This is a genomic window from Streptomyces sp. AK010, assembly GCF_014207295.1.
Classification (GTDB): domain Bacteria; phylum Actinomycetota; class Actinomycetes; order Streptomycetales; family Streptomycetaceae; genus Streptomyces; species Streptomyces massasporeus.
In genome coordinates this window covers 1-21,995 of record NZ_JACHCX010000005.1, presented here as the reverse complement: position 1 = coordinate 21,995, position 21,995 = coordinate 1, and the positions used below count along the sequence as shown (strand labels likewise).

Below are 21,995 nucleotides of genomic sequence, written 5' to 3'. Positions count from 1 at the left end.
ACCATGAGCGGAATTCTCGAGGGCAAGCGCATCCTGATCACGGGTGTGCTGACGGAGTCCTCCATCGCCTTCCACACCGCCAAGCTGGCCCAGGAGCAGGGCGCCGAGATCATCCTCACGGCGTTCCCGCGGCCCACGCTGACCGAGCGCATCGCCAAGAAGCTCCCCAAGCCCACCAAGGTCATCGAGCTCGACGTGACCAACGACGAGCACCTCGGGCGGCTCGCCGACATCGTCGGCGAGGAGCTCGGCGGCCTCGACGGCGTCGTGCACTCCATCGGCTTCGCCCCGCAGGACGCCCTCGGCGGCAACTTCCTCAACACGCCGTTCGAGTCGGTCGCCACGGCCATGCACGTCTCGGCGTACTCCCTGAAGTCGCTCACCATGGCCTGTCTGCCGCTGATGCAGAACGGCGGCTCCGTCGTCGGTCTGACGTTCGACGCGCAGTTCGCCTGGCCGCAGTACGACTGGATGGGCCCGGCCAAGGCCGCCCTGGAGGCCACCAGCCGCTACATGGCGCGCGACCTGGGCAAGCAGAACATCCGCTGCAACCTGGTCTCGGCCGGTCCGCTCGGCTCCATGGCCGCCAAGTCCATCCCGGGTTTCAGCGAACTGGCCTCCGTGTGGGACGACCGCTCCCCGCTGGAGTGGGACCTGAAGGACCCCGAGCCGGCCGGCCGCGGTGTCGTCGCCCTGCTCAGCGACTGGTTCCCCAAGACCACGGGCGAGATCGTCCACGTGGACGGCGGGCTGCACGCCATCGGAGCCTGATCTCCGGTAGGTCCTCGACGCTCCGTTTCCCGCCGCGCGCGGGGAGCGGGGCGTCACCCGTTCGGCTCGGCCGGCCGGGCGGGGGAGGCCCGCAACTGGGCACTCTGGAGTACGCGTTCACCACCCGAGTCCCTCCCCTCCCCAGCACGGCCGAGGAGGTCCCCTTGTGCGCTTCTCCCGCCGAACGGCCTCAGTGTCCCTCGCCGTCGCGCTCGTGCTGACCCTGGCGTACGAGGCGGTGCCCCACGCGCGCGTGCCCGCCGACGAGCGGGAGCCCGCCGACCCCTTCGGCGCCGCGTGCCGGATCCGCGTGACCGGCTCCAGGGTGACCGCGTACTGCCACAACCCCTACCCGGAGCCCGACCGCGTGAGCCTGCACGTCGAGTGCGCCCGCTGGTGGGACATCGACACCGACAGTTCACCGGTGGAGGCCGGGCCCGCGCAGACCGTGCGGCTGACGGGGCGGTGCTGGAAAGAGGTCGGCGACGTGTGGATCAGTCACCGGCGGGTGAACTGAGCTGAGCCCGGCGGGCGGTGTCAGTCACCGGTGGAGGAGGTGACGCCGTCCAGCCGGCACAGGAACGGGTAACGGGCCGCCTCCGCCGCCGCCGTGTCCGCCTCGCCCGCGCGGATGGCCTCCAGCAGCCGCCCGTGGTCCATGTGTGTCTCCGGCGTCAGCTTCTCGCCCACGTCCTCACGCAGCCAGTCCCGCAGCACCTCGCCCAGGTCCGCGTACATGGCCGTCATCACGTCGTTGTGGGACGCGGACACCACGGCCAGGTGGAAGGTCGCGTCCGCGGTCACGAACGCCTCCTTGTCGCCCGACTCCCAGGCCTCCTCGCGCCGCAGCAACAGCGCGTCGAGCTGCCTGAGGTCCTTCTCCGTGCGCCGCTCGGCGGCCAGCCGGGCGGCGGCCGACTCCAGCGTGGAGCGCAGCTCGGCGATGTGCCGGGGGTCGGCCTCGGCGAACCGCCGCTGCATCACACCCGCCAGCTCGCTCGTCGCCACGACGTACGTGCCGGAACCCTGGCGGATGTCCAGCAGGCCGTTGTGCGACAGGGCACGGACGGCCTCACGGACCGTGTTGCGGGCGACGCCCAGCTGCTCGACCAGTTCCGGCTCGGTCGGGATCCGGGAGCCGACCGGCCACTCGCCGGAGGTGATCTGGGCCCGCAGCGCGGCGATGACCTGCTCGGACAGGGCCGAACGGCGGGGATGGCTCAGGGGCATGGCACACCTTCGCACGACCGGGGCGCCCTGGGGCAGCCGGGGAGTGGACAGTCAATCATCCCATGATTCTATGATGGGTCTCATGCCTAGTGAGGAAACCCGGACGATGACGCCCCCGACCGTACGCAGCTCGGCCGCGCACGACGCCGGGAAAACCGGCGGCGCGTCCGCGCGCGCGTGGACGATGCGACTGCTCGTCCTCGGCATCGTGCTGTCCGCGCTGAACCTCCGCCCCGCCATCACCAGCCTCGGCGCCCTCCTGGAGGAGGTCCGCGACGGGCTGGGCATGAGCGGCAGCGTGGCCGGGCTGCTCACCTCCGTGCCGCCGCTGTGCTTCGCCGTCTTCGGCGTCATGGCCCCGCGGCTCGCCCGCCGGTTCGGCGCCGGCGCGGTGGTGTGCGCCGGCATGGTCGCCATCGCCACCGGCCTGCTGATCCGGCCGTACGCGGGCGGCACGGCCGGCTTCCTCGCGGGCAGCGCCCTGGCCCTCATGGGCATCGCGGTCAGCAACGTCCTGATGCCGGTCATCGTCAAGCACTGGTTCCCCGACCGCGTGGGGTCCATGACCGGCCTGTACTCCATGGCCCTCGCCCTCGGTACGGCGCTCGCGGCCGCGGTGACGGTCCCCCTGACCGACACCCTCGGCGGCAACTGGCAGACGGGCCTGGCCCTGTGGGCGGGGCTCGCCGTGGCGGCCGTGCTGCCGTGGCTGCCCTTCGTCCGGGGACGCCTCACGCCCCCCGGGGCGGAGAAGGCCGCGCAGGCGGCGACCGGCGGTGACGTGTCTGCCGGTGACACGTCCGCCCGGGACCGGGGCGGGGCGGCACCGACGCAGGCCTTTGCCCGCGCGGAGCACGCGCGCGTGAAGGCTCCCCGGCTGCGCATGGCCCGCAGCCGCACCGCCTGGGCCCTGGCCGTCTTCTTCGGCCTCCAGGCCACCGCCGCCTACATCACGATGGGCTGGATGGCGCAGATCTTCCGGGACGCCGGTGTCCCCGCCGGCACCGCGGGCCTGCTGCTGGCGGTCACCATGGTGATGGGCGTGCCCCTGGCCTTCGTCATACCCCGCCTGGCCACCCGGCTGCCCCACCAGGGCCCGATCGTGCTCGCCCTGGGCGTCTGCGGCCTCGTCGGCTACGCCGGGCTGTACCTCGCACCCGCCGCCGGCGCCTGGGCCTGGGCCGTGCTGCTCGGCGTCGCCAACTGCGCCTTCCCGCTCGCCCTGACCATGGTCGGCATGCGGGCCAGGACCGGCCCCGGCGTGGCCCAGCTGTCGGCGTTCGCGCAGAGCACCGGCTATCTGATCTCCATCCCCGGACCGCTGCTGGTGGGCATCCTCTACCAGCACAGCGGCGGCTGGGGCCTGCCGATCGCGCTGATGAGCGCCCTGATGATCCCGCAGATGCTCGTCGGCTTCCTGGCCGGACGGGACCGCACGGTGGAGGACGAGGCCGCCAGCTGAGCCCCGCCCCGGGGAGCCGTGCTCACCCCGGGGCGCCCGGCCGCTACGGGGGGTGGGAGACTGGCCCCATGCCAGTGCTCGACCCGAATCCCCAGCACGGTCAGAAGAAGATGCTGCTCGTCTTCGGGGCCTTCTTCGCGATCTTCATCGTCATCGCCGTCATCGCGACCATCGCCTCACCATGACCCGCGCCCGCGCGGCCCGTGGTGGGGTTAGCACCCCTGTCCCCTAGGGGGTGAGGGTCAGGGTCAAGTGGGTGGATCACCGGATGGGTTGGCGGCCGAGGATTCCGTAGCTTCAAGTGTGTGACCGCGAGACGGTCACCGACCACTCGAAGAGCGGAGGCACCCATGCCGGCCCCAACGCACACGAGGCCCCACCCGGCGAGCCGGGCCGGTGCCGCCGGCCGGCTGCCCTGGTGGGCTCTCGCCCTGCCCGTGCTGGCCTTCACCGCACTGCTCGCCCTGATCCTCAACCCGTCCGACGCCCACGCGGCCACCGGCGACCCGGCGATCACCCGGCTCTTCGAGCACGTGCAACAGCTGATGGCCCGCTGATCACGGCCGAACACCGTGGTCAACTCCCTGCGCCCCGTGGCGTGTTTCATGCGAAGCTGGATCTCATGAGCGTCGCAGAATCCCGCACGATTGTCCTCTTCCGCCATGCGAAAGCCGACTGGCCACAGGTCACGGATCACGAGCGTCCGCTCGCCGACCGGGGGCGAACGGAAGCGGCGGAGGCCGGGCGCAGGCTGGCCGACACCGGCATCGCCTTCGACCTGGCCCTGTGCTCCACCGCGGTCCGGACCCGGGAGACCTGGAAGCTCGCCGTCCAGGAGTTCCCGCAGCGGCCGAAAACCGTCTATGAGGAGCGGGTCTACGAGGCCTCGCCGGGCGAGCTGATCGCCCTGCTCAACGAGACCCCCGACGACGTGCGGAACGTCCTCATGGTCGGGCACAACCCGGGCATCCAGGGCCTCGCCGAGGTACTGGCGGGCTCGGGCGAGGACGAGGCCCGCGAGCGGATGACCCGCCGCGGCTTCCCGGCCGCCGCCTTCGCCGTGCTGTCGTTCGGCAGCACGTGGAAGAGTCTGGAGCCGGGTGCCGCCGCGCTGCGGGACTACTGGGCCCCGGCCGAGTGACGGTCTCCGCGTGAACAGGGCCCGGCGCCGGTGCGGCGCCGGGCCCTTCCCGACCGATCCCGGTTCAGTCGATGCCGAGGGTGTCCGCCGCCTCGACCTCTTCGCGCGTGACGCCCAGCAGGTACAGGACCGTGTCGAGGAAGGGGAAGTTCACCGCGGCGTGTGCGGCCTCGCGCACCACCGGCTTGGCGTTGAAGGCGACACCGAGACCGGCGGCGTTCAGCATGTCCAGATCGTTGGCACCGTCACCGATCGCCACGGTCTGCGACAGCGGCACACCCGCCTCCGCGGCGAACCGGCGCAGCAGCCGGGCCTTGCCCGCACGGTCGACGATCTCGCCGGTGACCTTGCCGGTCAGCCTGCCGTCGACGATCTCCAGGGTGTTGGCATGGGCGAAGTCCAGCCCCAGCCGCTCCTTCAGATCGTCCGTCACCTGGGTGAACCCGCCCGAGACGACACCGACCTGGTAACCGAGCCGCTTCAGCGTACGGATCAGGGTGCGGGCGCCCGGCGTCAGCCGCACCTCGCTGCGCACCTTGTCCACGACCGAGGCGTCCAGCCCCTCCAGCAGTGCCACGCGGGCGTGCAGGGACTGCTCGAAGTCCAGCTCCCCGCGCATCGCGGCCGCCGTCACCTCGGCGACCTTGTCCTCGCAGCCGGCGTGAGCTGCGAACAGCTCGATGACCTCGTCCTGGATCAGCGTCGAGTCGACGTCCATGACGACCAGGCGCTGCGCGCGCCGGTAGAGGCCGGCGGCGACGACCGCCACGTCGATGCCGAGCCGCGCCGCGTCCGTCACCAGGGCGGTGCGCAGCGGTTCGGTCTCCACGCCGGAGACGGCGAACTCCACGGCGGTCACCGGGTACTTGGCGAGCCGGAAGATACGGTCGATGTTGCCGCCGGTCTTCGTGATCCGGGCGGCGATCGCGGCCGTCGCCTCGGCGGTGAGCGGGTGCCCGAGCACGGTGACCAGGGAGCGGCCCAGCCCGCGCGGGCGGTTGTCGCCGAGGCCGGAGATGATCTCCGCCTGCATCTTCATCGACTCGGCCCAGCTGTGGACCGTCGCCCGCAGATCCCCCTCCAGCCCGGGAGGCGGCTCGGTCACGAGCGCGCACAGCACCATCCGGCCACGGGTGACGACCTGCTCGATGTCGACGACGTCGACGGAGTAGGCGGCGAGGGTGTCGAAGAGCCCGGCGGTGATGCCCGGCCTGTCCTTGCCGAAGATCTTCACAAGGAGGGTGGGGACGTCGGCAGGAATGTCGGAAGACGAGGTCTGCGAAGCGCTCATGGTGGTTCCACCGTATCCGGCGGGCGGGGCATACCGCCCCCGAGGTCCGTCTGGCGGACAGCGAACACTGCATGTCGCGCCGATGGCGCGAACCTTACGCACGGGTACCCCGTCACGTACCTCCGGCCGTCTTGCGCCCTCGCTGATCATTTCCCCCCGGGCGGCTTCCGTGGTGGCGGCGGGGGAGGAGGCGGTGGAGGCGGCGGCCCGTGCCCGTTCCTCGGCCCGGGCGCCTGCCGGGGGCCACGCGGCGGCGGCCCGACCGGGCGTACGACGGTGGGGGCGCCGTAGACGTCGCCGGGGGCGGGAGGCTGGTCGTCGTCCGCCGGTGTGCCGGTGCCGGTGCCGGTGTCGGGCCCGGGCGCGGGTCCGGAGGGCCGTTCGGGTGCGGCATCGGAGGGCGGTTCGGGTGCGGCATCGGAGGGCGGTTCGGCCCGTGCAGGCCGTGCGTCCTCCGGCTCTCGCGGCTCGTCCGGCACCCGGAGGTAGGGGTTGGTACCCGGGTCGGGCGGCCGGTACGGCGTACCCGGCGCGTAGGGCCCGGCCTCCTCGCCCGGTGACGCCCAGCCGTTTTGTCCCTCGTCTCGGGCCCGGGGCGTCCCGGCCCCCGCGTCACCCGCGGGGCCGGTGCCCGCTCCTGACCGGGCGATGCCGTCCCCGGGCCTTGCCCCGGCGCGCCCGCCGTCCTGACTGCGACCCACCGGGCCCGGGCCGCCCCAGGTCACGGCTTGCCCGGCCTCGGCACCGCCCCCGGCCCGCCCCGCACCGGCCTCCGGCCAAGGCCCAGCCCCCTGCCCGCTGCCCCCGCCGTACCCCGCCCGCCCCGGCCCCCGGCCGCCCCAAGGCTCCGCCTGCCCGGCGCCGGCCTCGGCACCGCCCCCGGCCCGCCCCGCACCGGCCTCCGGCCAGCCCTCAGCCCTCTGCCCGCTGCCCCCGCCGTACCCCGCCTGCCCCGGCCCCCGGCCGCCCCAAGGCTCCGCCTGCCCGGCGCCGGCCTCGGCACCGCCCCCGGCCCGCCCCGCACCGGCCTCCGGCCAAGGCCCAGCCCCCTGCCCGCTGCCCCCGCCGTACCCCGCCTGCCCGGCGCCGGCCCCGTACCCCGCCGACCCGGCGCCCGGCAGGTCCCCTGCCCCACCAGTCCCGATCCCGTACCCCGCCGCCCCAGTCCCCGGCAGCCCCCCTGCCCCACCGCCCCCACCTCCGAAACCGGACCCCCCGGCACCCACCAGACCCCCCGTCCCACCAGCCCCCGCCGACGGCCCTCCCGCCCCCGCCGACGACCCAGCCCCCCGCGCCAACGCCGTAGCCCGGAGACCCGCCGCCCCGCACCCCCACGCGAGCAGCGCTCCCAGTGCCCCGGCCCCCGCGCCCCACGCCGCGCCCAGCAGCAGGGCCATGCCGAGGTGGCCGTGCAGGTCGATGCCCGCGCCGAAGGCGTCGAAGCCGAGCACCGACAGGGACGCGGTCACGGAGACGTCCGTCAGCCAGGCCAGCAGGGGCAGGGTGAGCGCGGTCGCCACCCCCAGCCGCAGCGCACACCGGCCCGCGAAGCGCAGGGCGCCGGGACCCTCCCCGACCGGCGTCCGGACCCCCGCCAGCACGCCCGCCAGCAGCATCATCGCCGCCGCCGCCACCCCCAGCAGCCACACCCGCCCGTCCAGCTCGGCCAGCCGGCCCAGCGTCACCGGCCGGTCGGTCCCGGAGCCGAGCAGGTCGTCCAGCGGGCCCGGCAGGAAACGGGTCAGTTCGCCCGTCGCCCGCCCGTCCCAGGGCACCAGCAGGCCGAGCGGCGCACCCAGCCACACTCCGTTCGGCGCCCCGAGCAGCGCCGCGCCGGCGATGCGCCGGGGATGGTCGTCGCCGACCGCCGCGTACGCCGCCGCCGCGCACCCCGCCACCACCGCCACCAGCAGCACGGTGACCACCGCCGACACGGCCGGCCGCACGACCCGGTGCACGGCCTCCCAGCCCCGCGGCAGCGGCGTACGGCGCGAGGCCAGCAGGGCGATGACGAGGATGCCGATCGACCAGCCGAGCCCGCCGAGCAGCGTCGGTGCCGTGTCGACCGTGAAGCCGACCGCGGCCTGCGCGTCGACCAGGTCGCCGAGCCGGTCCGGCAGCAGCCCCCCGATGTCCCCGAGCCCCGGGATGCCGGCGCCCCCGCTCCCGCCGGTGACGTCGTCGAGCCCCAGCGAGCCCCCGTCGATCGTGATGACGTCGTGCCCCGCCCAGGCCAGTCCGCCCAGCATCGCCACGAACAACACCACCACCGACCCCGCCCGCGCGAGCAGTTCGGCCGGTGAGATCACAACTCCCGCCGCCCGCAGGGACCGCAGGAAGAACCACGCCAGCAGCACCGCCCCGACCAGGCTCACCCCCAGTGGCGTGATCTCGATGGCCGTGTCCGCCTCCGCGCCCGTGAGGCCGAACGCCGACACATCACCGGACGGCGTGACCGAACCACCCGCCCCGAGAGCCACCACCGCCGCGGTCATCGGCCCCAACGAGCCCGCCGTGTCCGCCTCCAGCAGCCGCAGGCCCAGCGCCGCCGTCCCCGCCATCCCGATCAACGCCCAGCTCACGGCGGCCACGGCGGACATCAGCACGTCCCCCCACGGCACGCGCGCGTCGTCCCTCGCCGTCTCGACCCCTGCGGCAGCACTCATGGCAGACCCCCCGATCCGCTGCGCGACGGGAACACCACGCATGTCCCCCTCGCGTCGAAATACCACTCTCCGGCCCGGTTTCAACCCCGTCAACGGAAACGGCCGATGCGTCCGAACGCCGTCTTCACAAGGCCCGACTTTCGGTCAGGGGGCCGCTCCTGAAATAGTTCCCCCCGATGTTCGACATCCCTAGACTCCCCATGTCGGGGGTAACTCGGGGGACAACTCAGTGGGGCATGGAGTGCCGGAACTCGTACTGGAATCAAACGGACGTACCTGGACGCTCGATCCGTCCAGGGCTTACACCCTCGGACGTGATCCGCAGGGGGACGTCGTCTTCGACGACGCCAGGGTCTCCTGGCGTCACGCCACGGTCAGCTTCAACGGCCGCAGTTGGGTCATCGAGGACCACGGCAGCACCAACGGCACGTTCGTGCAGGGGCAACGCATCCATCAGATGGAGCTCGGCCCCGGTTCGGCCGTCAACCTGGGCAACGCGACCGACGGCCCGCGCCTGAACCTGTCCGGCGCCGCGGCCTCCGTCGCCACGCCGCAGGCCCAGCCCCAGCAGCAGCCGTACGCCGCGCAGGGCGCGAACCCCGGCTGGGGCCAGCAGGCTCCGGCCCAGCCGCCGCCGCACCAGCAGCCGCAGCAGCAGGCCCCTCAGGCCGGCCGGCAGCAGCCGCGGCAGGCCGCGGCGCACATCCCGCAGCAGCAGGGCCCCGGCGGTGTCGCGGGGGCGCCGCCGGTCCACGGCGACCGCAGCCCGACCACGTTCCACCAGTTCTCCCTCGGCCGTGTGATGCGCATCGGCCGTGCCCTGGAGAACGACCTGGTCGTCTCGGACCTCCAGGTCTCCCGGCACCACGCCGAGTTCCACGCCACGCCCGACGGCCGCATGGAGATCCGCGACCTCGGCTCGCACAACGGCACATACGTCAACGGCCAGCCCATCACCAAGGGCGGCACGCAGATGCTCGGGCCGACCGACGTCGTCGGCGTCGGCCACTCGACGTTCCGCATCGTCGGCGACCGGCTCGAGGAGTTCGTCGACACCGGTGAGGTGTCCTTCTCCGCCCGCCATCTGACCGTCACGGTCGACGGCGGCAAGCAGATCCTCAAGGATGTCTCCTTCGGCGTCCCGGAGAAGTCGCTGATCGCGGTCATCGGTCCGTCCGGCTCCGGCAAGTCGACCCTGCTCAAGGCGCTCACGGGTTACCGCCCCGCCAACCAGGGCGAGGTGCTCTACGACAACCGGAACCTCTACAAGCAGTTCGCCGAGCTGCGCCAGCGCATCGGTCTGGTCCCGCAGGACGACATCCTGCACAAGGAGCTGACCGTCAAGAAGGCCCTCAAGTACGCGGCCAAGCTGCGCTTCCCCGCCGACACCACCGGCGCCGAGCGCGAGGCCCGCATCGACGAGGTGCTGCGCGAGCTCAAGCTCGACATCCACAAGGACAAGAAGGTCACGTCCCTGTCCGGCGGCCAGCGCAAGCGCGTCTCGGTGGCCCTGGAGCTGCTCACCAAGCCGTCGCTGATCTTCCTGGACGAGCCGACCTCCGGCCTCGACCCGGGCATGGACCGCGACGTCATGCAGCTGCTGCGGGGCCTGGCCGACGACGGCCGTACGGTCCTGGTCGTCACCCACTCGGTGGCCGAACTGGCGATCTGCGACAAGCTGCTGGTGATGGCGCCGGGCGGCTCGGTCGCCTACTTCGGCCCGCCCGAGGAGGCGCTGAACTTCTTCGGCTACGACACCTGGGCCGATGTCTTCTCCGCCTTCGAGAACTACCGCGACTACGACTGGGCGGGCCGCTGGAAGGGCTCGCAGCACTACCAGATGTACGCCGCGGACATCGACGCCGTTGCGCCGCAGTCCGTACAGGTCCCGCAGATGCAGGCGATGAAGCCGCCGAAGCCGCAAGGCTGGATGTCCCAGTTCGTCACCCTTGTCCGGCGATACGTCTCGGTGATCGCCTCGGACAAGGGCTTCCTGGCCCTGATGGTGATCCTGCCGGCGGTGCTCGGCGCGGTCAGCCTGCTCATCGACGCCGACAAGGGCCTGTTGCCCAACCCGGCGAACCCGCAGACCGGCCGCATCATCCCGAACGGCACAGCCACCACGGTCCTGCTGATCCTCGCGGTCGGCGCCTGTTTCGCGGGCGCGGCCAACTCGGTCCGAGAGCTGATCAAGGAACGCGTCATCTACGAGCGGGAGCGTGCCACCGGCCTCTCGCGCTCGGCGTACCTGATGTCCAAGGTGTTCGTGCTCGGCATGATCACCGTGCTCCAGGGCCTGCTGGTCGGCGTCATCGGCTTCTCCAGCCGGGAGATCCCCGAGGAGGGCCTGGTCTTCGGCGGCGCCACGCTCGTCGAGCTGTCCGTGCCGATCATGGCCCTGGGCTTCACCTCGATGATGTTCGGCCTGATCATCTCCTCGCTGGTGAAGACCGCCGAGAAGACCATGCCGCTGCTGGTGATGTTCGCCATCATCCAGGTCGTCTTCACCGGCTGCCTGTTCACGCTGCACGGTTCGATCGGCGTCAACCAGTTCTCGTTCCTGATGCCGTCGCGCTGGGCGGTCGCCGCCTCCGGCGCCACGCTGGACTTCAACAAGATCGCCCCGCCGGAGACCGCCGGCGACACCGACCCGCTGTGGGAGCACACGGTCGGGGCCTGGGCGATGGACATGGGCGCGCTCCTCGTCCTCGGCGTGATCTGCGGCTTCTTCGTGGCCCGCTTCCTGCGTCGCCACGAGCCCGAGGTCATGCGGAAGTAGTCACCGCGCCGCGACACGACGCCCGAAGGGCGGCACCCGTCAGAGGGTGCCGCCCTTCGGCGTACCTACAGCTGTCTCAGAGGTCCGCGCCGACCTCAGTACGCGCTGTCGACGTTGTCCATGGAGCCGTACTTGTCGGCCGCGTAGTTGCAGGCGGCGGTGATGTTGGCCACCGGGTCGTAGATGTCCCAGGAGGTACCGGGGACGTGCCAGTGCTTGAAGGTCGGCGGGATGACCTGGAGCAGGCCCTTCGACGGGATGCCGTTGATGGCGTTGATGTCCCAGTTGTTGATCGCCTTCGGGTTACCCGAGGACTCTCGCATGATGTTGCGGTGGATGCCGTCGTAGGATGCCGGGATGTCGTGCTTCTTCAGGATGGCGAGCGACTCGCGGATCCAGCCGTCGAGGTTGTTGGGGTAGCTGACGACCTTCTTGGCCTCGGCGCGCTTGGCGGCGCGGCTCGCGGCCTCCTTGGCCTGGCGCGCGGCCTCGGCCTTCTTCTTCGCCGCCTCGGCGGCGGCCTTCTTCTTGGCGGCGGCCGCGGCGTCCTTCTTGGCGGCGGCCGCGGCGTCCTTCTTGGCGGCGGCCGCGGCTTCGGCCTTCTTCTTCGCCGCGATCTGCTCGGCCTTCAGGCTGGCGCCGGCCATCTGGTCGGTGACGCTCGCCTTGACGTCCTTGATCTGCTGGTTGCTGTACGCCACCGCAGCCGGCTGAGCGGCCTCGGTCGTGGTCTTGGTCGAGGCGCCGCTCGGCACCGCGGAGACTCCGATGGCGACGGCGCCGAGGGTGGCGACACCGGCCATGGCGATCTTGTGGTGACGGGTCAGGCTTCGACTCTGAACACGGCTGAAGATGTTCTTGGGCATGCTGCGTGGACCTCTTCGAATAGCGCGGGAGTCGCTCGGCGTCCGGCGTTGGACTCGGTGTGTTTCCGACACAAACGCCGCGGAGGTGAACCCACGGCGCTGAGCGACGTCGCCAATTCTTAGCGGCCGCAAAATGGCGTGGCAAAGGTGTGACGTACGAAGGGAGATAGTGGATCAGGGTTGGGTAAATCGGGGCAGATTGGACTATCCGCGCCGCTCAATAGGGGCGGCTTTGTCTCCTACGTCCCTTCGTACGTGACGTGGGTCCTATGCGGGGGCTCACACCGCCCCTAGATCAGTCTCACGTGCAGTTGCACAAGCGATGCTCTGTGTGAGGCCCTTCCAGGGGCGTACTCAGCGCAGGACGAGGTGCACGTCCCCGAACTCGTGCCACAGATAGCGCCCTTGCAGCGCGGCCTCGTACCCCCGCTCGACCGCCACCCGCCCCGCGACCGCCTCCAGCATCAGCAGATGCGAGGCCTCCGGCTCGTGCAGCCCGGTCAGCAGCCCGTCCACCACCCGCACCCCGCGCTCCGGCGTGACGACGAGGTCCGTCCACCCCGCACGCGCGCGTACGGCCCCGTCGGCAGCCACCGCCGACTCCACGGCCCGCACCGCCGTCGTCCCCACCGCCACCACCCTGCCCCCACCGGCCCTCGCGGCCTCGATCAGCCGCGCCGACGCCTCCGGCACCGCGAAACGCTCCGGATACGGCGGCTCGTGCGCCTCCGCCGAGGCCACCCCCGTGTGCAGCGTGACCGGCGCGAACAGCACCCCCCGGCTCACCAGCTCCGCCACCAGCCGCGCCGTGAAGGGCCGCGCCGCGCTCGGCATCTCCGCACTGCCCGTCCCGTCCGCCGACGGCAGCGCGAACACCGTCTGATAGGCGGACAGCGGCTGGTCCCGCTCCGTATAGGCGTAGCGAATGGGCCGCCCGTACTCCCGCAGCAGCCCCGGCACGCCCGCCCCGGACACCCGCGCCCACCACAGCCGCTCGCCCCGCCCGCTCAGCGGCTCCTCCAGAACCAGCCCCACGCCTCCCGGCAGGCACACCTCCCTCCCCGCGGGCCCACCCGCTCGCGTGCGCGTGGTGCCCCGCCCGTCGGGCTCCCGCAGCTCCACCGCCCAGCGGCCGTCGTCCCCGCGCGTCGAGAAGTGCACCACCACGCGCGCGTGCCCGGTCCGTCCGTCCACGGCCGCCGCCAGCGTGGCCGAGGTGTTGACCACGAGCAGGTCCCCGGCCCGCAGCAGCAGCGGCAGCTCCCGGAACGTGTGGTGCGCCACCTCGGCACCCCGCGACACCAGCATCCGTACGGCGTCCCGCTCCAGCCCCGGCCCCCGCTGCTCGACGGGTACCCGGGCCGACAGCTCCTCCGGCACCCGCACGGCCAGTGTCATCGGGCTCCGTCCAGCAGCGCCGGTGCCCCGTACCGCCCGCTCGCCGGACGCTCGTCCAGCAGCCGCAGGAACCCCGGCACGACAGCCGCCGGCTCCGGCCGCGGCTCCCGGTCCTCCGGTACGGCCGCCGCGTACAAATCCGTGGCCATGTCCCCGGGATCGACCGCCCAGACCCGCAGCCCCGGCTCCTCCACGGCGAGCACGGCCACCAGATGGTCCAGGGCCGCCTTGGACGCCCCGTATCCGCCCCAGGTCTCGTACGCCTCGGCGGCCGCGTCCGAGCTCACCGCGACGACGGCGCCCGCCCGCGAGGCCCGCAGCAGCGGAAGCGCCTCCTGGACCAGACCCAGCCCCGCCACCAGGTTCACCTCCAGCGCCCTGCGCAGCCCGTCCAGAGGCAGCTCCTCCAGCCTGACCAGCGGCTCGGCACCCAGTGCACTCGCGCTGTGCACCAGCAGGTCGACGCCGCCCAGCCGCCAGGCCGCCGCCACCAGCTCCGCCCGGTGCCCGGCGTCCGTGACGTCCCCGGGCAGGGCTGACACCCGCGTGCCCTGCGCGGACACGCCCTCCGCCGTCTCCGCCAGCGCCTTTGCGCCCCTGGCGTCGAGCACCAGGTCCCAGCCCCGCCCGGCCAGGGCCAGGGCAAGCGCCCGCCCCAGCCCCTTCGATGCCCCGGTGATGATCGCAACCGGCATGATCAGCTCCCTCGTCGTGATCGCGTGCCCTCAACCTAGGAACGGGGCCACCCGGGCCGCCTCGGGCGCGGGCCGCGATCCACCGGGTCCCTTCGCCCTACGCCATGGGCCCGGCGGCCCCGGCCGTAGGACCCGCCGCCCGGCCGCCTCGGCCCCGGGACCTAGGCCCACCGACCGGGCACCCGGCCGCCGGCGGTCCGATCCGCCCTGTCACAGCCCGCCGGTACCGTGAGGACATGAGTCACGGTCCCCGGTCCGGCCTCGCCGCGGTGAGCTCCGCGTTGCTGGCCATGAGCAGGCATCTCGAGGTGCGCGACGTCCTCAAGACGATCGTCGCCTCGGCCCGCGAGCTGCTCGACGCCGAGTACGCCGCGCTCGGCGTCCCGGACGACCACGGCGGCTTCGCCCAGTTCGTGGTCGACGGCGTGAGCGAGGAGCAGTGGAAGGCCATCGGCCCCCTCCCGCGCCAGCACGGCATCCTCGCCGCGATGCTGCACGAGGCCAGGGCCGAGCGCCTCGCGGACGTCCGCAAGGACCCCCGCTTCGAGGGCTGGCCGAAGGCGCACCCCGACCTGGTCGACTTCCTCGGCCTGCCGATCCGCGACGGCGACGAGGTCATCGGGGCCCTGTTCCTCGCCAACAAGTCGCGTCCCGAGGCGGGACACGCCCCCTGCCCCGAGCCGGACGGCGGCTGCGGCTTCACGCAGGACGACGAGGAACTGCTCGGCATCCTCGCCCAGCACGCCGCGATCGCCCTCACCAACGCCCGCCTCTACGAGCGCAGCCGCGAACTGACCATCGCCGAGGAGCGCTCCCGCCTCGCCCACGAACTGCACGATGCGGTCAGCCAGAAGCTGTTCTCCCTGCGCCTGACCGCCCAGGCCGCGGCCCGTCTGGTGGACCGCGACCCCTCACGCGCGAAGGGCGAACTGCAGCAGGTGGCCGTCCTCGCCGCCGAGGCCGCCGACGAACTGCGCGCGGCGGTCGTCGAGTTGCGTCCCGCCGCGCTCGACGAGGACGGCCTCGTCGCGACCCTCCGGACGCAGATCCAGGTCCTCGACCGGGCCCACAGCGCCCGCGTCACCTTCGCCGGTCACGGCGTGAAGGCCCTGCCCGCCTCCCAGGAGGAGGCCCTCCTGCGGGTCGCCCAGGAGGCCCTGCACAACGCCCTGCGCCACTCCGGCGCCGACCACGTCGACGTGACCCTGGACCGCCGCGGCGGCGGAGCCGTCCTCAGGGTCACGGACGACGGCAGCGGTTTCGACACGAGGGCGGTCCGGCACGCGGGACGCCACCTCGGACTGGTCTCGATGCGGGACCGGGCGAGCGGCGCCGGCGGCTCGCTGACCGTGGAATCGGTGCCCGGCAAGGGCACCGTGATCGAGATGGAGGTCCCCGGTGGCTGACGCGATCAAGGTGCTGCTCGTCGACGACCACCAGGTCGTCCGCCGGGGCCTGCGCACCTTCCTCGAAGTGCAGGACGACATCGAGGTCGTCGGGGAGGCGGCGGACGGCGCCGAAGGAGTCGACCGCGCCGAGGAGTTGAGGCCCGACGTCATCCTCATGGACGTCAAGATGCCGGGCATGGACGGAGTCGACGCCCTGCGCCGACTGCGCGAGCTGGACAACCCAGCGCGCGTGCTCGTCGTCACCAGCTTCACCGAGCAGCGGACGGTGGTCCCCGCCCTGCGCGCCGGCGCCGCCGGGTACGTCTACAAGGACGTCGACCCCGACGCCCTCGCCGGGGCGATCCGCTCGGTCCACGCGGGGCACATCCTCCTCCAGCCGGAGGTCGCCGGCGCCCTGCTGGCCCAGGAGGAGTCCAACTCGGGTACGGGAAGGGCAGGTTCGCTCACCGAGCGCGAGCGCGAGGTGCTCGGCCTCATCGCGGACGGCCGCTCCAACCGGGAGATCGCCCGCGCGCTCGTCCTCTCCGAGAAGACCGTCAAGACCCACGTCTCGAACATCCTGATGAAACTCGACCTGGCCGACCGGACACAGGCCGCCCTGTGGGCCGTTCGCCATGGCGTGACCGGCTGACCCGCTCACCCCACGGCAACACGGAAGGTTGCGTTCCGGACCGAGATTCATACTGTCGTGGGAACGTCCCTCATATGGCGCAACCTCGATGGCTCTCCACCGTTCTCCATGCGTGCTGCGGCGCCTGCCGCGGCGATCGCAAGGAGGGCTCAGAAGTGAAGAACCTGAAGAAGGCAGCGGCCGTGACGATGGTGACGGGTGGCCTCCTGGCCGCCGGCGCGGGCATGGCCTCCGCCACCAGCGCCCACGCCGACGGCCAGGCCGTGGGCTCCCCGGGCGTCGGCTCGGGCAACGTCGTCCAGGCCCCGGTGCACGTCCCGGTCAACGTGTCCGGCAACAGCGTGAACGTCGTGGGCATCCTGAACCCGGCCTTCGGCAACCTCGCCGTCAACCACTGACACCCACCTCCGTCTCCGAGCCGGAGGTACCCCGGCCTCCCGGTCCTGCCCGGGAGGCCGTTCGGCATACCCCGCTGCGGGCATGCGTGCCGCGAGGGCGGCACGCGTGGGCGCAGCGGCACCCCGCTGCGCCGGGCTGCGGACCCACCCGGCCCCAGCGCAAACGCCGAGCACCCCGCTACGCCGGGCTGCGGACCCACCCGGCCCCAGCGCAAACGCCGAGCACCCCGCTACGCCGGGCTGCGGACCCACCCGGCCCCAGCACAAACGCCGAGCACCCCGCTACGCCGGGCTGAGAACCCCCTGGCCCCAGCACAAACGCCGAGCACCCCGCTACGCCGGGCTGCGGACCCACCCGGCCCCAGCGCAAACGCCGAGCACCACACGAAGAACCGTCACCGCACCCCCCGCTCCCGCTCCTCCACAACGGAGTTGTACGCCGCGACCTGCGCCCGCCGAGCCGTCCGCTCCACCGGCCGCAACGCCTCCCGCCGCGCAGAGATCTCCGACGAACTCACCGCACCCCCGTGCCCACTCTCCGTCGCCACGGCGATCAGCGTCCCCACCCGCTGCGCCAGCTCCAGCACCCGCACCGCTCGCTGCGGATACCCCGGCGCCAGCACCTCCCGCCCCCGCTCGGCCCGCGCCCGGTACGCATCGATCGCCGCCTCCGCCACCGGCCCCGACCCGGCCACGTCCAGCCGCGTCAGCAGCTCGGTGGCCTCCCGCAGGGCCTCCGCCAGCTCCCGCTCCGCCTCACCCAGCGACGGCACATCCGCCGGCGGCGCCTCCCGCACGGGCAGCACCTGCCACATGACCTCGACGTGCACATCACCCCGGGGTCCGGCCTCGCGGACCTCCGGCACCAACCCGAGCGCGGCGCCGTGACAGAGCACCGCCTGCTCGGCGTCCAGCGCCCGCGCGTTGAACTCCGGCGGCCCGCTCAGCCCCAGTGGATGCCCCGGCGCGGGCAGCGCGACCCGCAGTCCGCTCACCCCGAGCGTCCGCAGCCGCCCGAGGGCGAGAGTGAGCCCCACGGGCGCCGACTCCCCGGGCAGTCCCTCCACCCGGTGCACCGAGTCCTCACCGACGACCGCGAGCACAGCGTCGTCCGGCGAGACATGTCCGGCCAAAAGGGCATTTCCCCAAGCTGCGAGACGTCCAGCACGTGGTTCCGAGAGCATGCCTCCACCCTACGGACCCTCAAAGGACCGGACCGAGGGAATGCCCGGGCCGACCGGTGGCGTAGATTTCATGGAGGGCTGCGCCCACCGGCGCGGCGGACCGAGCCACAGGCTTACGCGACAGCCGAGACCGGCCACACTGCAAGGGGAGACAACGCGCTCATGAGCGATGTTCTGGAGCTTCAGGACGTATCCGTGGTCCGTGAGGGCCGGGCTCTGGTGGACCAGGTCTCCTGGTCGGTCAAGGAGGGCGAGCGCTGGGTCATCCTCGGCCCCAACGGCGCCGGCAAGACCACCCTCCTCAACCTCGCTTCCACCTACCTCTTCCCCAGCTCGGGCACGGCCGCCATCCTCGGCGAAACTCTCGGCCGGCCCGGTACCGACGTCTTCGAGCTGCGCCCCCGCATCGGCATGGCCGGCATCGCCATGAGCGAGAAGCTCCCCAAGCGCCAGACGGTCCTGGAGACGGTCCTGACCGCCGCGTACGGCATGACCGCCACGTGGCACGAGGACTACGAGGACATCGACGAGCAGCGCGCCCGCGCCTTCCTCGACCGCCTCGGCATGAGCGACTACCTGGAGCGCCGGTTCGGCACGCTCTCCGAGGGCGAGCGCAAGCGGACCCTGATCGCCCGCGCCCTGATGACCGACCCCGAGCTGCTCCTCCTCGACGAGCCCGCCGCCGGTCTCGACCTCGGCGGCCGCGAGGACCTCGTCCGCCGCCTCGGCCGTCTCGCCCTCGACCCGATCGCCCCCTCGATGCTCATGGTCACCCACCACGTCGAGGAGATCCCCCCGGGCTTCACCCACGTCCTCATGATCCGCCAGGGCAAGGTCCTCGCCGCCGGACCGCTGGAGCTGGAGCTCACCTCCCGCAACCTCTCCCTCTGCTTCGGCCTCCCGCTCGTCGTCGAACAGTCGGGCGAGCGCTGGACCGCGCAGGGCCTCCCGCTCTCCTGAACCGGACAGCCGCCCCACAAATCCCGGAGCGAGAAAGGGATTTCACACCACGGGCGCCCTGTCGGCGACAGGCCCGCGGACCTACCATGACCATGTGGAAATCGACGCATGGCTGTGGTGGCTGATCGGCGCGGCGGCGCTCGGCATCGCGCTCGTGGTCACCGCGATGCCCGAACTCGGCATGCTGGCGGTGGGAGCCATCGCCGCGGCGGTGGTCACCGGCGTCTTCGGCGGCGGAGCCGTCGCACAGGTCGCGGTCTTCGCCGTCATCTCGACCGCGGGCATCGCCGTCGTACGGCCCATCGCCAACCGCCATCGCGCCCAGCGACCCCAATTCGCCTCCGGCGTGGACGCGTTGAAAGGCAGACAAGCCGTCGTGCTGGAGCGCGTCGACGCCTCCGGCGGCCGGATCAAGCTGGCCGGCGAGGTCTGGTCGGCCCGTGCCCTCGACACCGGTCACGCCTACGAAGTGGGCCAGGAAGTGGATGTCGTGGACATCGAGGGAGCCACCGCGATCGTCATGTGACCTCGCGAGACGTAACTGGAGTGAACTCCTCGCCAGCCGCACGACGGTCTGTCAGACTCGACCAGCAAGATCTTCGACAACCATAAGATCTGCCGAAGTCGCCGAAGCGGAGAAGGGACACGGGGAACGACGATGGAACCGGTCATCATCGTCCTGATCATTCTGGTGGTGTTGGTCTTCATCGCCCTGATCAAGACGATCCAAGTCATCCCACAGGCCAGCGCGGCCATCGTCGAGCGCTTCGGGCGCTACACACGGACACTCAACGCGGGCCTCAACATCGTCGTCCCGTTCATCGACACCATCCGCAACCGCATCGACCTGCGCGAGCAGGTCGTCCCCTTCCCGCCGCAGCCGGTGATCACCCAGGACAACCTGGTGGTCAACATCGACACCGTCATCTACTACCAGGTGACCGACGCGCGGGCAGCGACGTACGAGGTCGCCAGCTACATCCAGGCGATCGAGCAGCTCACCGTCACCACGCTCCGCAACATCATCGGTGGCATGGACCTGGAGCGGACCCTGACCTCCCGCGAGGAGATCAACGCGGCCCTGCGCGGCGTCCTCGACGAGGCGACCGGCAAGTGGGGCATCCGCGTCAACCGCGTCGAGCTCAAGGCGATCGAGCCGCCCACCTCCATCCAGGACTCGATGGAGAAGCAGATGCGCGCCGACCGCGACAAGCGCGCCGCGATCCTCCAGGCCGAAGGTGTCCGGCAGTCCGAGATCCTGCGCGCCGAGGGTGAGAAGCAGTCCCAGATCCTGCGCGCCGAAGGTGAGGCCAAGGCGGCAGCCCTGCGCGCCGAGGGCGAGGCCCAGGCCGTCCGCACGGTCTTCGAGGCCATCCACGCCGGCGACCCGGACCAGAAGCTGCTTTCCTACCAGTACCTCCAGATGCTCCCCAAGATCGCCGAGGGCGACGCCAACAAGCTCTGGATCGTCCCCAGCGAGATCGGCGACGCCCTCAAGGGCCTCTCCGGCGCCATGGGCAACTTCGGCGGCATCGGCGGCGGTTCAGGCGGCAACGGCGGCACCGTCCCGGCCCAGGAACGCCGCGAGAAGCCGTCCATCGACTAGACGGCACCTGCAACGCAAGTTCCCCGCACCCACCGTCCTTCAGGGGTGCGGGGAACTGCGTGATCAACCACGACGAACCCGCGGCCGAAGAACCACCCAAGGCCCACGGCGCCTGCTCACGCCGCGTCCAGCACCAGCCAATCCGGCAGCGCCGCAAAGTCCTCCTGCGCCAGCGTCAGCAACATCGCATCAGCCGGAGTCGGCTCGAACGGTCGCCGCAGCAGCGGCATCCCCGCCTCCTCCGGAGTCCGGTTCGCCTTGCGGTGATTGTCCTGCGCGCACGAGGCCACCGTGTTCAGCCACGTGTCCTGCCCACCCTGCGACCGCGGCACCACGTGGTCCACGGTCGTCGCCCGCCTCCCGCAGTACGCGCACCGGTGCCGGTCCCTGACCAGCACACCCCGCCTCGACCACGGCGCTTGTCTTCGGAACGGCACCCGTACGTACTGGCAGAGTCTGATCACCCGAGGCGCCGGTATGTCGACCGCGGCTCCCCGCATCCGCAGCTCGGGGTGGGCCTGCTCGACGACGGCCTTGTCCTGAAGCACCAGAACGACGGCTCGGTTCAACGTCACCGTCGACAGCGGCTCGAAGCTCGCGTTCAGTACCAGCGTGTCCCGCATACCAGCCCACCTCCCGTGTGCACCGGCCCACCCCCTGGCGGGCTGGGATCAACTCTGGCCGGGCACGCCGAGATGGACAACGCAATATCTGCTGCTCCCACGGGGGGCGACCCCCGCGACCCCCGGCAACAAAAGTGCCCGCTCCTGATCAATTCCAAGACCAGGAGCGGGCAAACGTTCCATGAACACCGGGATTGCGGGCGACCCGCTCAGCCTTCGGCGGGCACCTCGTACTCGCCGATCAGCTGGGCCCGCCCGATCGTGTGGAACCGCAGGTTGAAGCCCACGGCCGCAGGCGACGCGTCCGAGTCCGGACCGAGCTTCTCCTGGTCCACGGCGTACACCGTGAACACGTACCGGTGCGGCCCGTCCCCGGGAGGCGGCGCGGCCCCACCGAACTCCTTGCCGCCGTAGTCGTTACGAGCGTGGACCGCGCCCTCCGGCAGGCCTTCGAACTTGCCGCCGCCGGCACCCACCGGCAGCTCGGTCACCGACGCCGGGATGTCGAACAGCACCCAGTGCCAGAAGCCGCTGCCCGTCGGAGCGTCGGGGTCGTAGCAGGTCACGGCGAAGCTCTTGGTCTCGGGCGGAAAGCCCTCCCACCGCAGCTGCGGCGAGGTGTTGCCGGCCGCGTGGACCTGAGCGTCCTTGAGCGTCGCGCCCTCCTCGACGTCCTCGCTCGTCACCGTGAACGACGCGACGGGCGGATGGAAGTCGTGGGGGAGCGGACGCCGCTTGAGCTCGGTCACCTCGGTACCTCCTGATCGTTTCGTGCAGTAGCCCCCGAGCCTAGTACTCCAGTGCGGTTTCGTGATCTATCCAGCGGGTTCGTCGGTGGACCGTCGTTGGTAGTGGCTGCGTCGGGCTGTTGCCTGGTGGCGTCTG

Annotated in this window: 22 protein-coding genes; 13 read left to right on the top strand and 9 right to left on the bottom strand. The window is 72.0% G+C overall.

Going from position 1 to position 21,995, the window contains the following annotated elements; all coding sequences use genetic code 11:
• Positions 1 to 3 precede the first annotated feature (3 nt).
• Both fabI and HDC93_RS11175 read left to right on the top strand, forming a co-directional pair.
• A complete protein-coding gene (gene fabI, locus HDC93_RS11180; protein WP_031104170.1) occupies positions 4 to 771 on the top strand; it encodes an enoyl-ACP reductase FabI in 768 nt (255 codons plus the stop codon).
• Between the two features lie 166 nt (positions 772 to 937).
• Positions 938 to 1,288, top strand: a complete 351-nt coding sequence (locus tag HDC93_RS11175) for a hypothetical protein (RefSeq protein ID WP_185009717.1) — start codon at positions 938 to 940, stop codon at positions 1,286 to 1,288.
• Positions 1,289 to 1,308: 20 nt separating this feature from the next.
• On the opposite strand, the gene HDC93_RS11170 is transcribed toward HDC93_RS11175, so the two are convergent.
• The gene (locus tag HDC93_RS11170; RefSeq protein WP_185009714.1) at positions 1,309 to 2,001 is read right to left on the bottom strand and encodes a FadR/GntR family transcriptional regulator; all 693 of its coding nucleotides are present in this window, start codon (positions 1,999 to 2,001) and stop codon (positions 1,309 to 1,311) included.
• A 70-nt stretch (positions 2,002 to 2,071) separates the two neighbouring features.
• Between HDC93_RS11170 and HDC93_RS11165 the strand changes: the two genes are divergently transcribed.
• The 4 genes from HDC93_RS11165 to HDC93_RS11155 all read left to right on the top strand — a co-directional run bounded on the left by HDC93_RS11165 (position 2,072) and on the right by HDC93_RS11155 (position 4,604).
• A complete protein-coding gene (locus tag HDC93_RS11165) occupies positions 2,072 to 3,463 on the top strand; it encodes a CynX/NimT family MFS transporter (RefSeq protein WP_185009712.1) in 1,392 nt (463 codons plus the stop codon).
• Between the two features lie 68 nt (positions 3,464 to 3,531).
• A complete protein-coding gene (locus tag HDC93_RS38285) occupies positions 3,532 to 3,648 on the top strand; it encodes an SGM_5486 family transporter-associated protein (RefSeq protein WP_097215821.1) in 117 nt (38 codons plus the stop codon).
• Between the two features lie 165 nt (positions 3,649 to 3,813).
• Positions 3,814 to 4,020: a hypothetical protein gene (locus HDC93_RS11160; protein ID WP_185009710.1), complete on the top strand. Its 207-nt coding sequence runs from the start codon at positions 3,814 to 3,816 to the stop codon at positions 4,018 to 4,020.
• Positions 4,021 to 4,085: 65 nt separating this feature from the next.
• Positions 4,086 to 4,604: a histidine phosphatase family protein gene (locus tag HDC93_RS11155; RefSeq protein WP_185009708.1), complete on the top strand. Its 519-nt coding sequence runs from the start codon at positions 4,086 to 4,088 to the stop codon at positions 4,602 to 4,604.
• A 64-nt stretch (positions 4,605 to 4,668) separates the two neighbouring features.
• Here the strand turns inward: HDC93_RS11155 and serB are convergent, their stop codons facing one another.
• The gene (gene serB / locus HDC93_RS11150; protein ID WP_185009706.1) at positions 4,669 to 5,895 is read right to left on the bottom strand and encodes a phosphoserine phosphatase SerB; all 1,227 of its coding nucleotides are present in this window, start codon (positions 5,893 to 5,895) and stop codon (positions 4,669 to 4,671) included.
• Between the two features lie 146 nt (positions 5,896 to 6,041).
• Positions 6,042 to 8,561: a streptophobe family protein gene (locus HDC93_RS11145; RefSeq protein ID WP_221516553.1), complete on the bottom strand. Its 2,520-nt coding sequence runs from the start codon at positions 8,559 to 8,561 to the stop codon at positions 6,042 to 6,044.
• A 241-nt stretch (positions 8,562 to 8,802) separates the two neighbouring features.
• Here HDC93_RS11145 and HDC93_RS11140 point away from each other — a divergent pair, with 241 nt between their 5' ends.
• Entirely contained in the window at positions 8,803 to 11,340 is a 2,538-nt protein-coding gene (locus tag HDC93_RS11140; RefSeq protein WP_185009702.1) for an FHA domain-containing protein, read from the top strand.
• 95 nt (positions 11,341 to 11,435) lie between these two features.
• Here the strand turns inward: HDC93_RS11140 and HDC93_RS11135 are convergent, their stop codons facing one another.
• From HDC93_RS11135 to HDC93_RS11125, 3 genes are all read right to left on the bottom strand, one after another.
• Positions 11,436 to 12,206, bottom strand: a complete 771-nt coding sequence (locus HDC93_RS11135) for a transglycosylase SLT domain-containing protein (RefSeq protein WP_185009700.1) — start codon at positions 12,204 to 12,206, stop codon at positions 11,436 to 11,438.
• 354 nt (positions 12,207 to 12,560) lie between these two features.
• Positions 12,561 to 13,604: an S-adenosylmethionine:tRNA ribosyltransferase-isomerase gene (locus HDC93_RS11130; protein WP_185009698.1), complete on the bottom strand. Its 1,044-nt coding sequence runs from the start codon at positions 13,602 to 13,604 to the stop codon at positions 12,561 to 12,563.
• Positions 13,601 to 14,299, bottom strand: a complete 699-nt coding sequence (locus HDC93_RS11125) for an SDR family oxidoreductase (protein ID WP_185009696.1) — start codon at positions 14,297 to 14,299, stop codon at positions 13,601 to 13,603. The genes HDC93_RS11130 and HDC93_RS11125 overlap by 4 nt, the downstream gene beginning before the upstream one ends.
• A gap of 236 nt (positions 14,300 to 14,535) precedes the next feature.
• Between HDC93_RS11125 and HDC93_RS11120 the strand changes: the two genes are divergently transcribed.
• The 3 genes from HDC93_RS11120 to HDC93_RS11110 all read left to right on the top strand — a co-directional run bounded on the left by HDC93_RS11120 (position 14,536) and on the right by HDC93_RS11110 (position 16,737).
• Positions 14,536 to 15,705, top strand: a complete 1,170-nt coding sequence (locus HDC93_RS11120) for a GAF domain-containing sensor histidine kinase (RefSeq protein WP_185009694.1) — start codon at positions 14,536 to 14,538, stop codon at positions 15,703 to 15,705.
• Positions 15,698 to 16,339, top strand: coding sequence for a response regulator transcription factor (locus tag HDC93_RS11115; RefSeq protein WP_031111056.1), 642 nt, complete (start codon positions 15,698 to 15,700; stop codon positions 16,337 to 16,339). Before HDC93_RS11120 ends, HDC93_RS11115 begins: the two co-directional genes overlap by 8 nt.
• Before the next feature lie 155 nt (positions 16,340 to 16,494).
• The gene (locus tag HDC93_RS11110; protein WP_030852293.1) at positions 16,495 to 16,737 is read left to right on the top strand and encodes a chaplin; all 243 of its coding nucleotides are present in this window, start codon (positions 16,495 to 16,497) and stop codon (positions 16,735 to 16,737) included.
• A gap of 395 nt (positions 16,738 to 17,132) precedes the next feature.
• Here HDC93_RS11110 and HDC93_RS11105 read toward each other — a convergent pair whose 3' ends face one another.
• The gene (locus HDC93_RS11105) at positions 17,133 to 17,921 is read right to left on the bottom strand and encodes a hypothetical protein (protein WP_185009691.1); all 789 of its coding nucleotides are present in this window, start codon (positions 17,919 to 17,921) and stop codon (positions 17,133 to 17,135) included.
• 162 nt (positions 17,922 to 18,083) lie between these two features.
• On the opposite strand from HDC93_RS11105, the gene HDC93_RS11100 reads away from it, so the two are divergent.
• The 3 genes from HDC93_RS11100 (at position 18,084) to HDC93_RS11090 (ending at position 20,487) form a co-directional block, all read left to right on the top strand.
• Entirely contained in the window at positions 18,084 to 18,881 is a 798-nt protein-coding gene (locus HDC93_RS11100) for an ABC transporter ATP-binding protein (protein ID WP_185009689.1), read from the top strand.
• 94 nt (positions 18,882 to 18,975) lie between these two features.
• Positions 18,976 to 19,407: an NfeD family protein gene (locus HDC93_RS11095; protein ID WP_031110172.1), complete on the top strand. Its 432-nt coding sequence runs from the start codon at positions 18,976 to 18,978 to the stop codon at positions 19,405 to 19,407.
• Positions 19,408 to 19,539: 132 nt separating this feature from the next.
• The gene (locus HDC93_RS11090; RefSeq protein WP_097215808.1) at positions 19,540 to 20,487 is read left to right on the top strand and encodes an SPFH domain-containing protein; all 948 of its coding nucleotides are present in this window, start codon (positions 19,540 to 19,542) and stop codon (positions 20,485 to 20,487) included.
• A gap of 116 nt (positions 20,488 to 20,603) precedes the next feature.
• Here HDC93_RS11090 and HDC93_RS11085 read toward each other — a convergent pair whose 3' ends face one another.
• Complete coding sequence (locus tag HDC93_RS11085; protein WP_031110170.1) at positions 20,604 to 21,110, bottom strand: HNH endonuclease; 507 nt, start codon at positions 21,108 to 21,110, stop codon at positions 20,604 to 20,606.
• A gap of 209 nt (positions 21,111 to 21,319) precedes the next feature.
• Positions 21,320 to 21,859: a YbhB/YbcL family Raf kinase inhibitor-like protein gene (locus HDC93_RS11080; RefSeq protein ID WP_185009687.1), complete on the bottom strand. Its 540-nt coding sequence runs from the start codon at positions 21,857 to 21,859 to the stop codon at positions 21,320 to 21,322.
• Between the last annotated feature and the right edge of the window lie 136 nt (positions 21,860 to 21,995).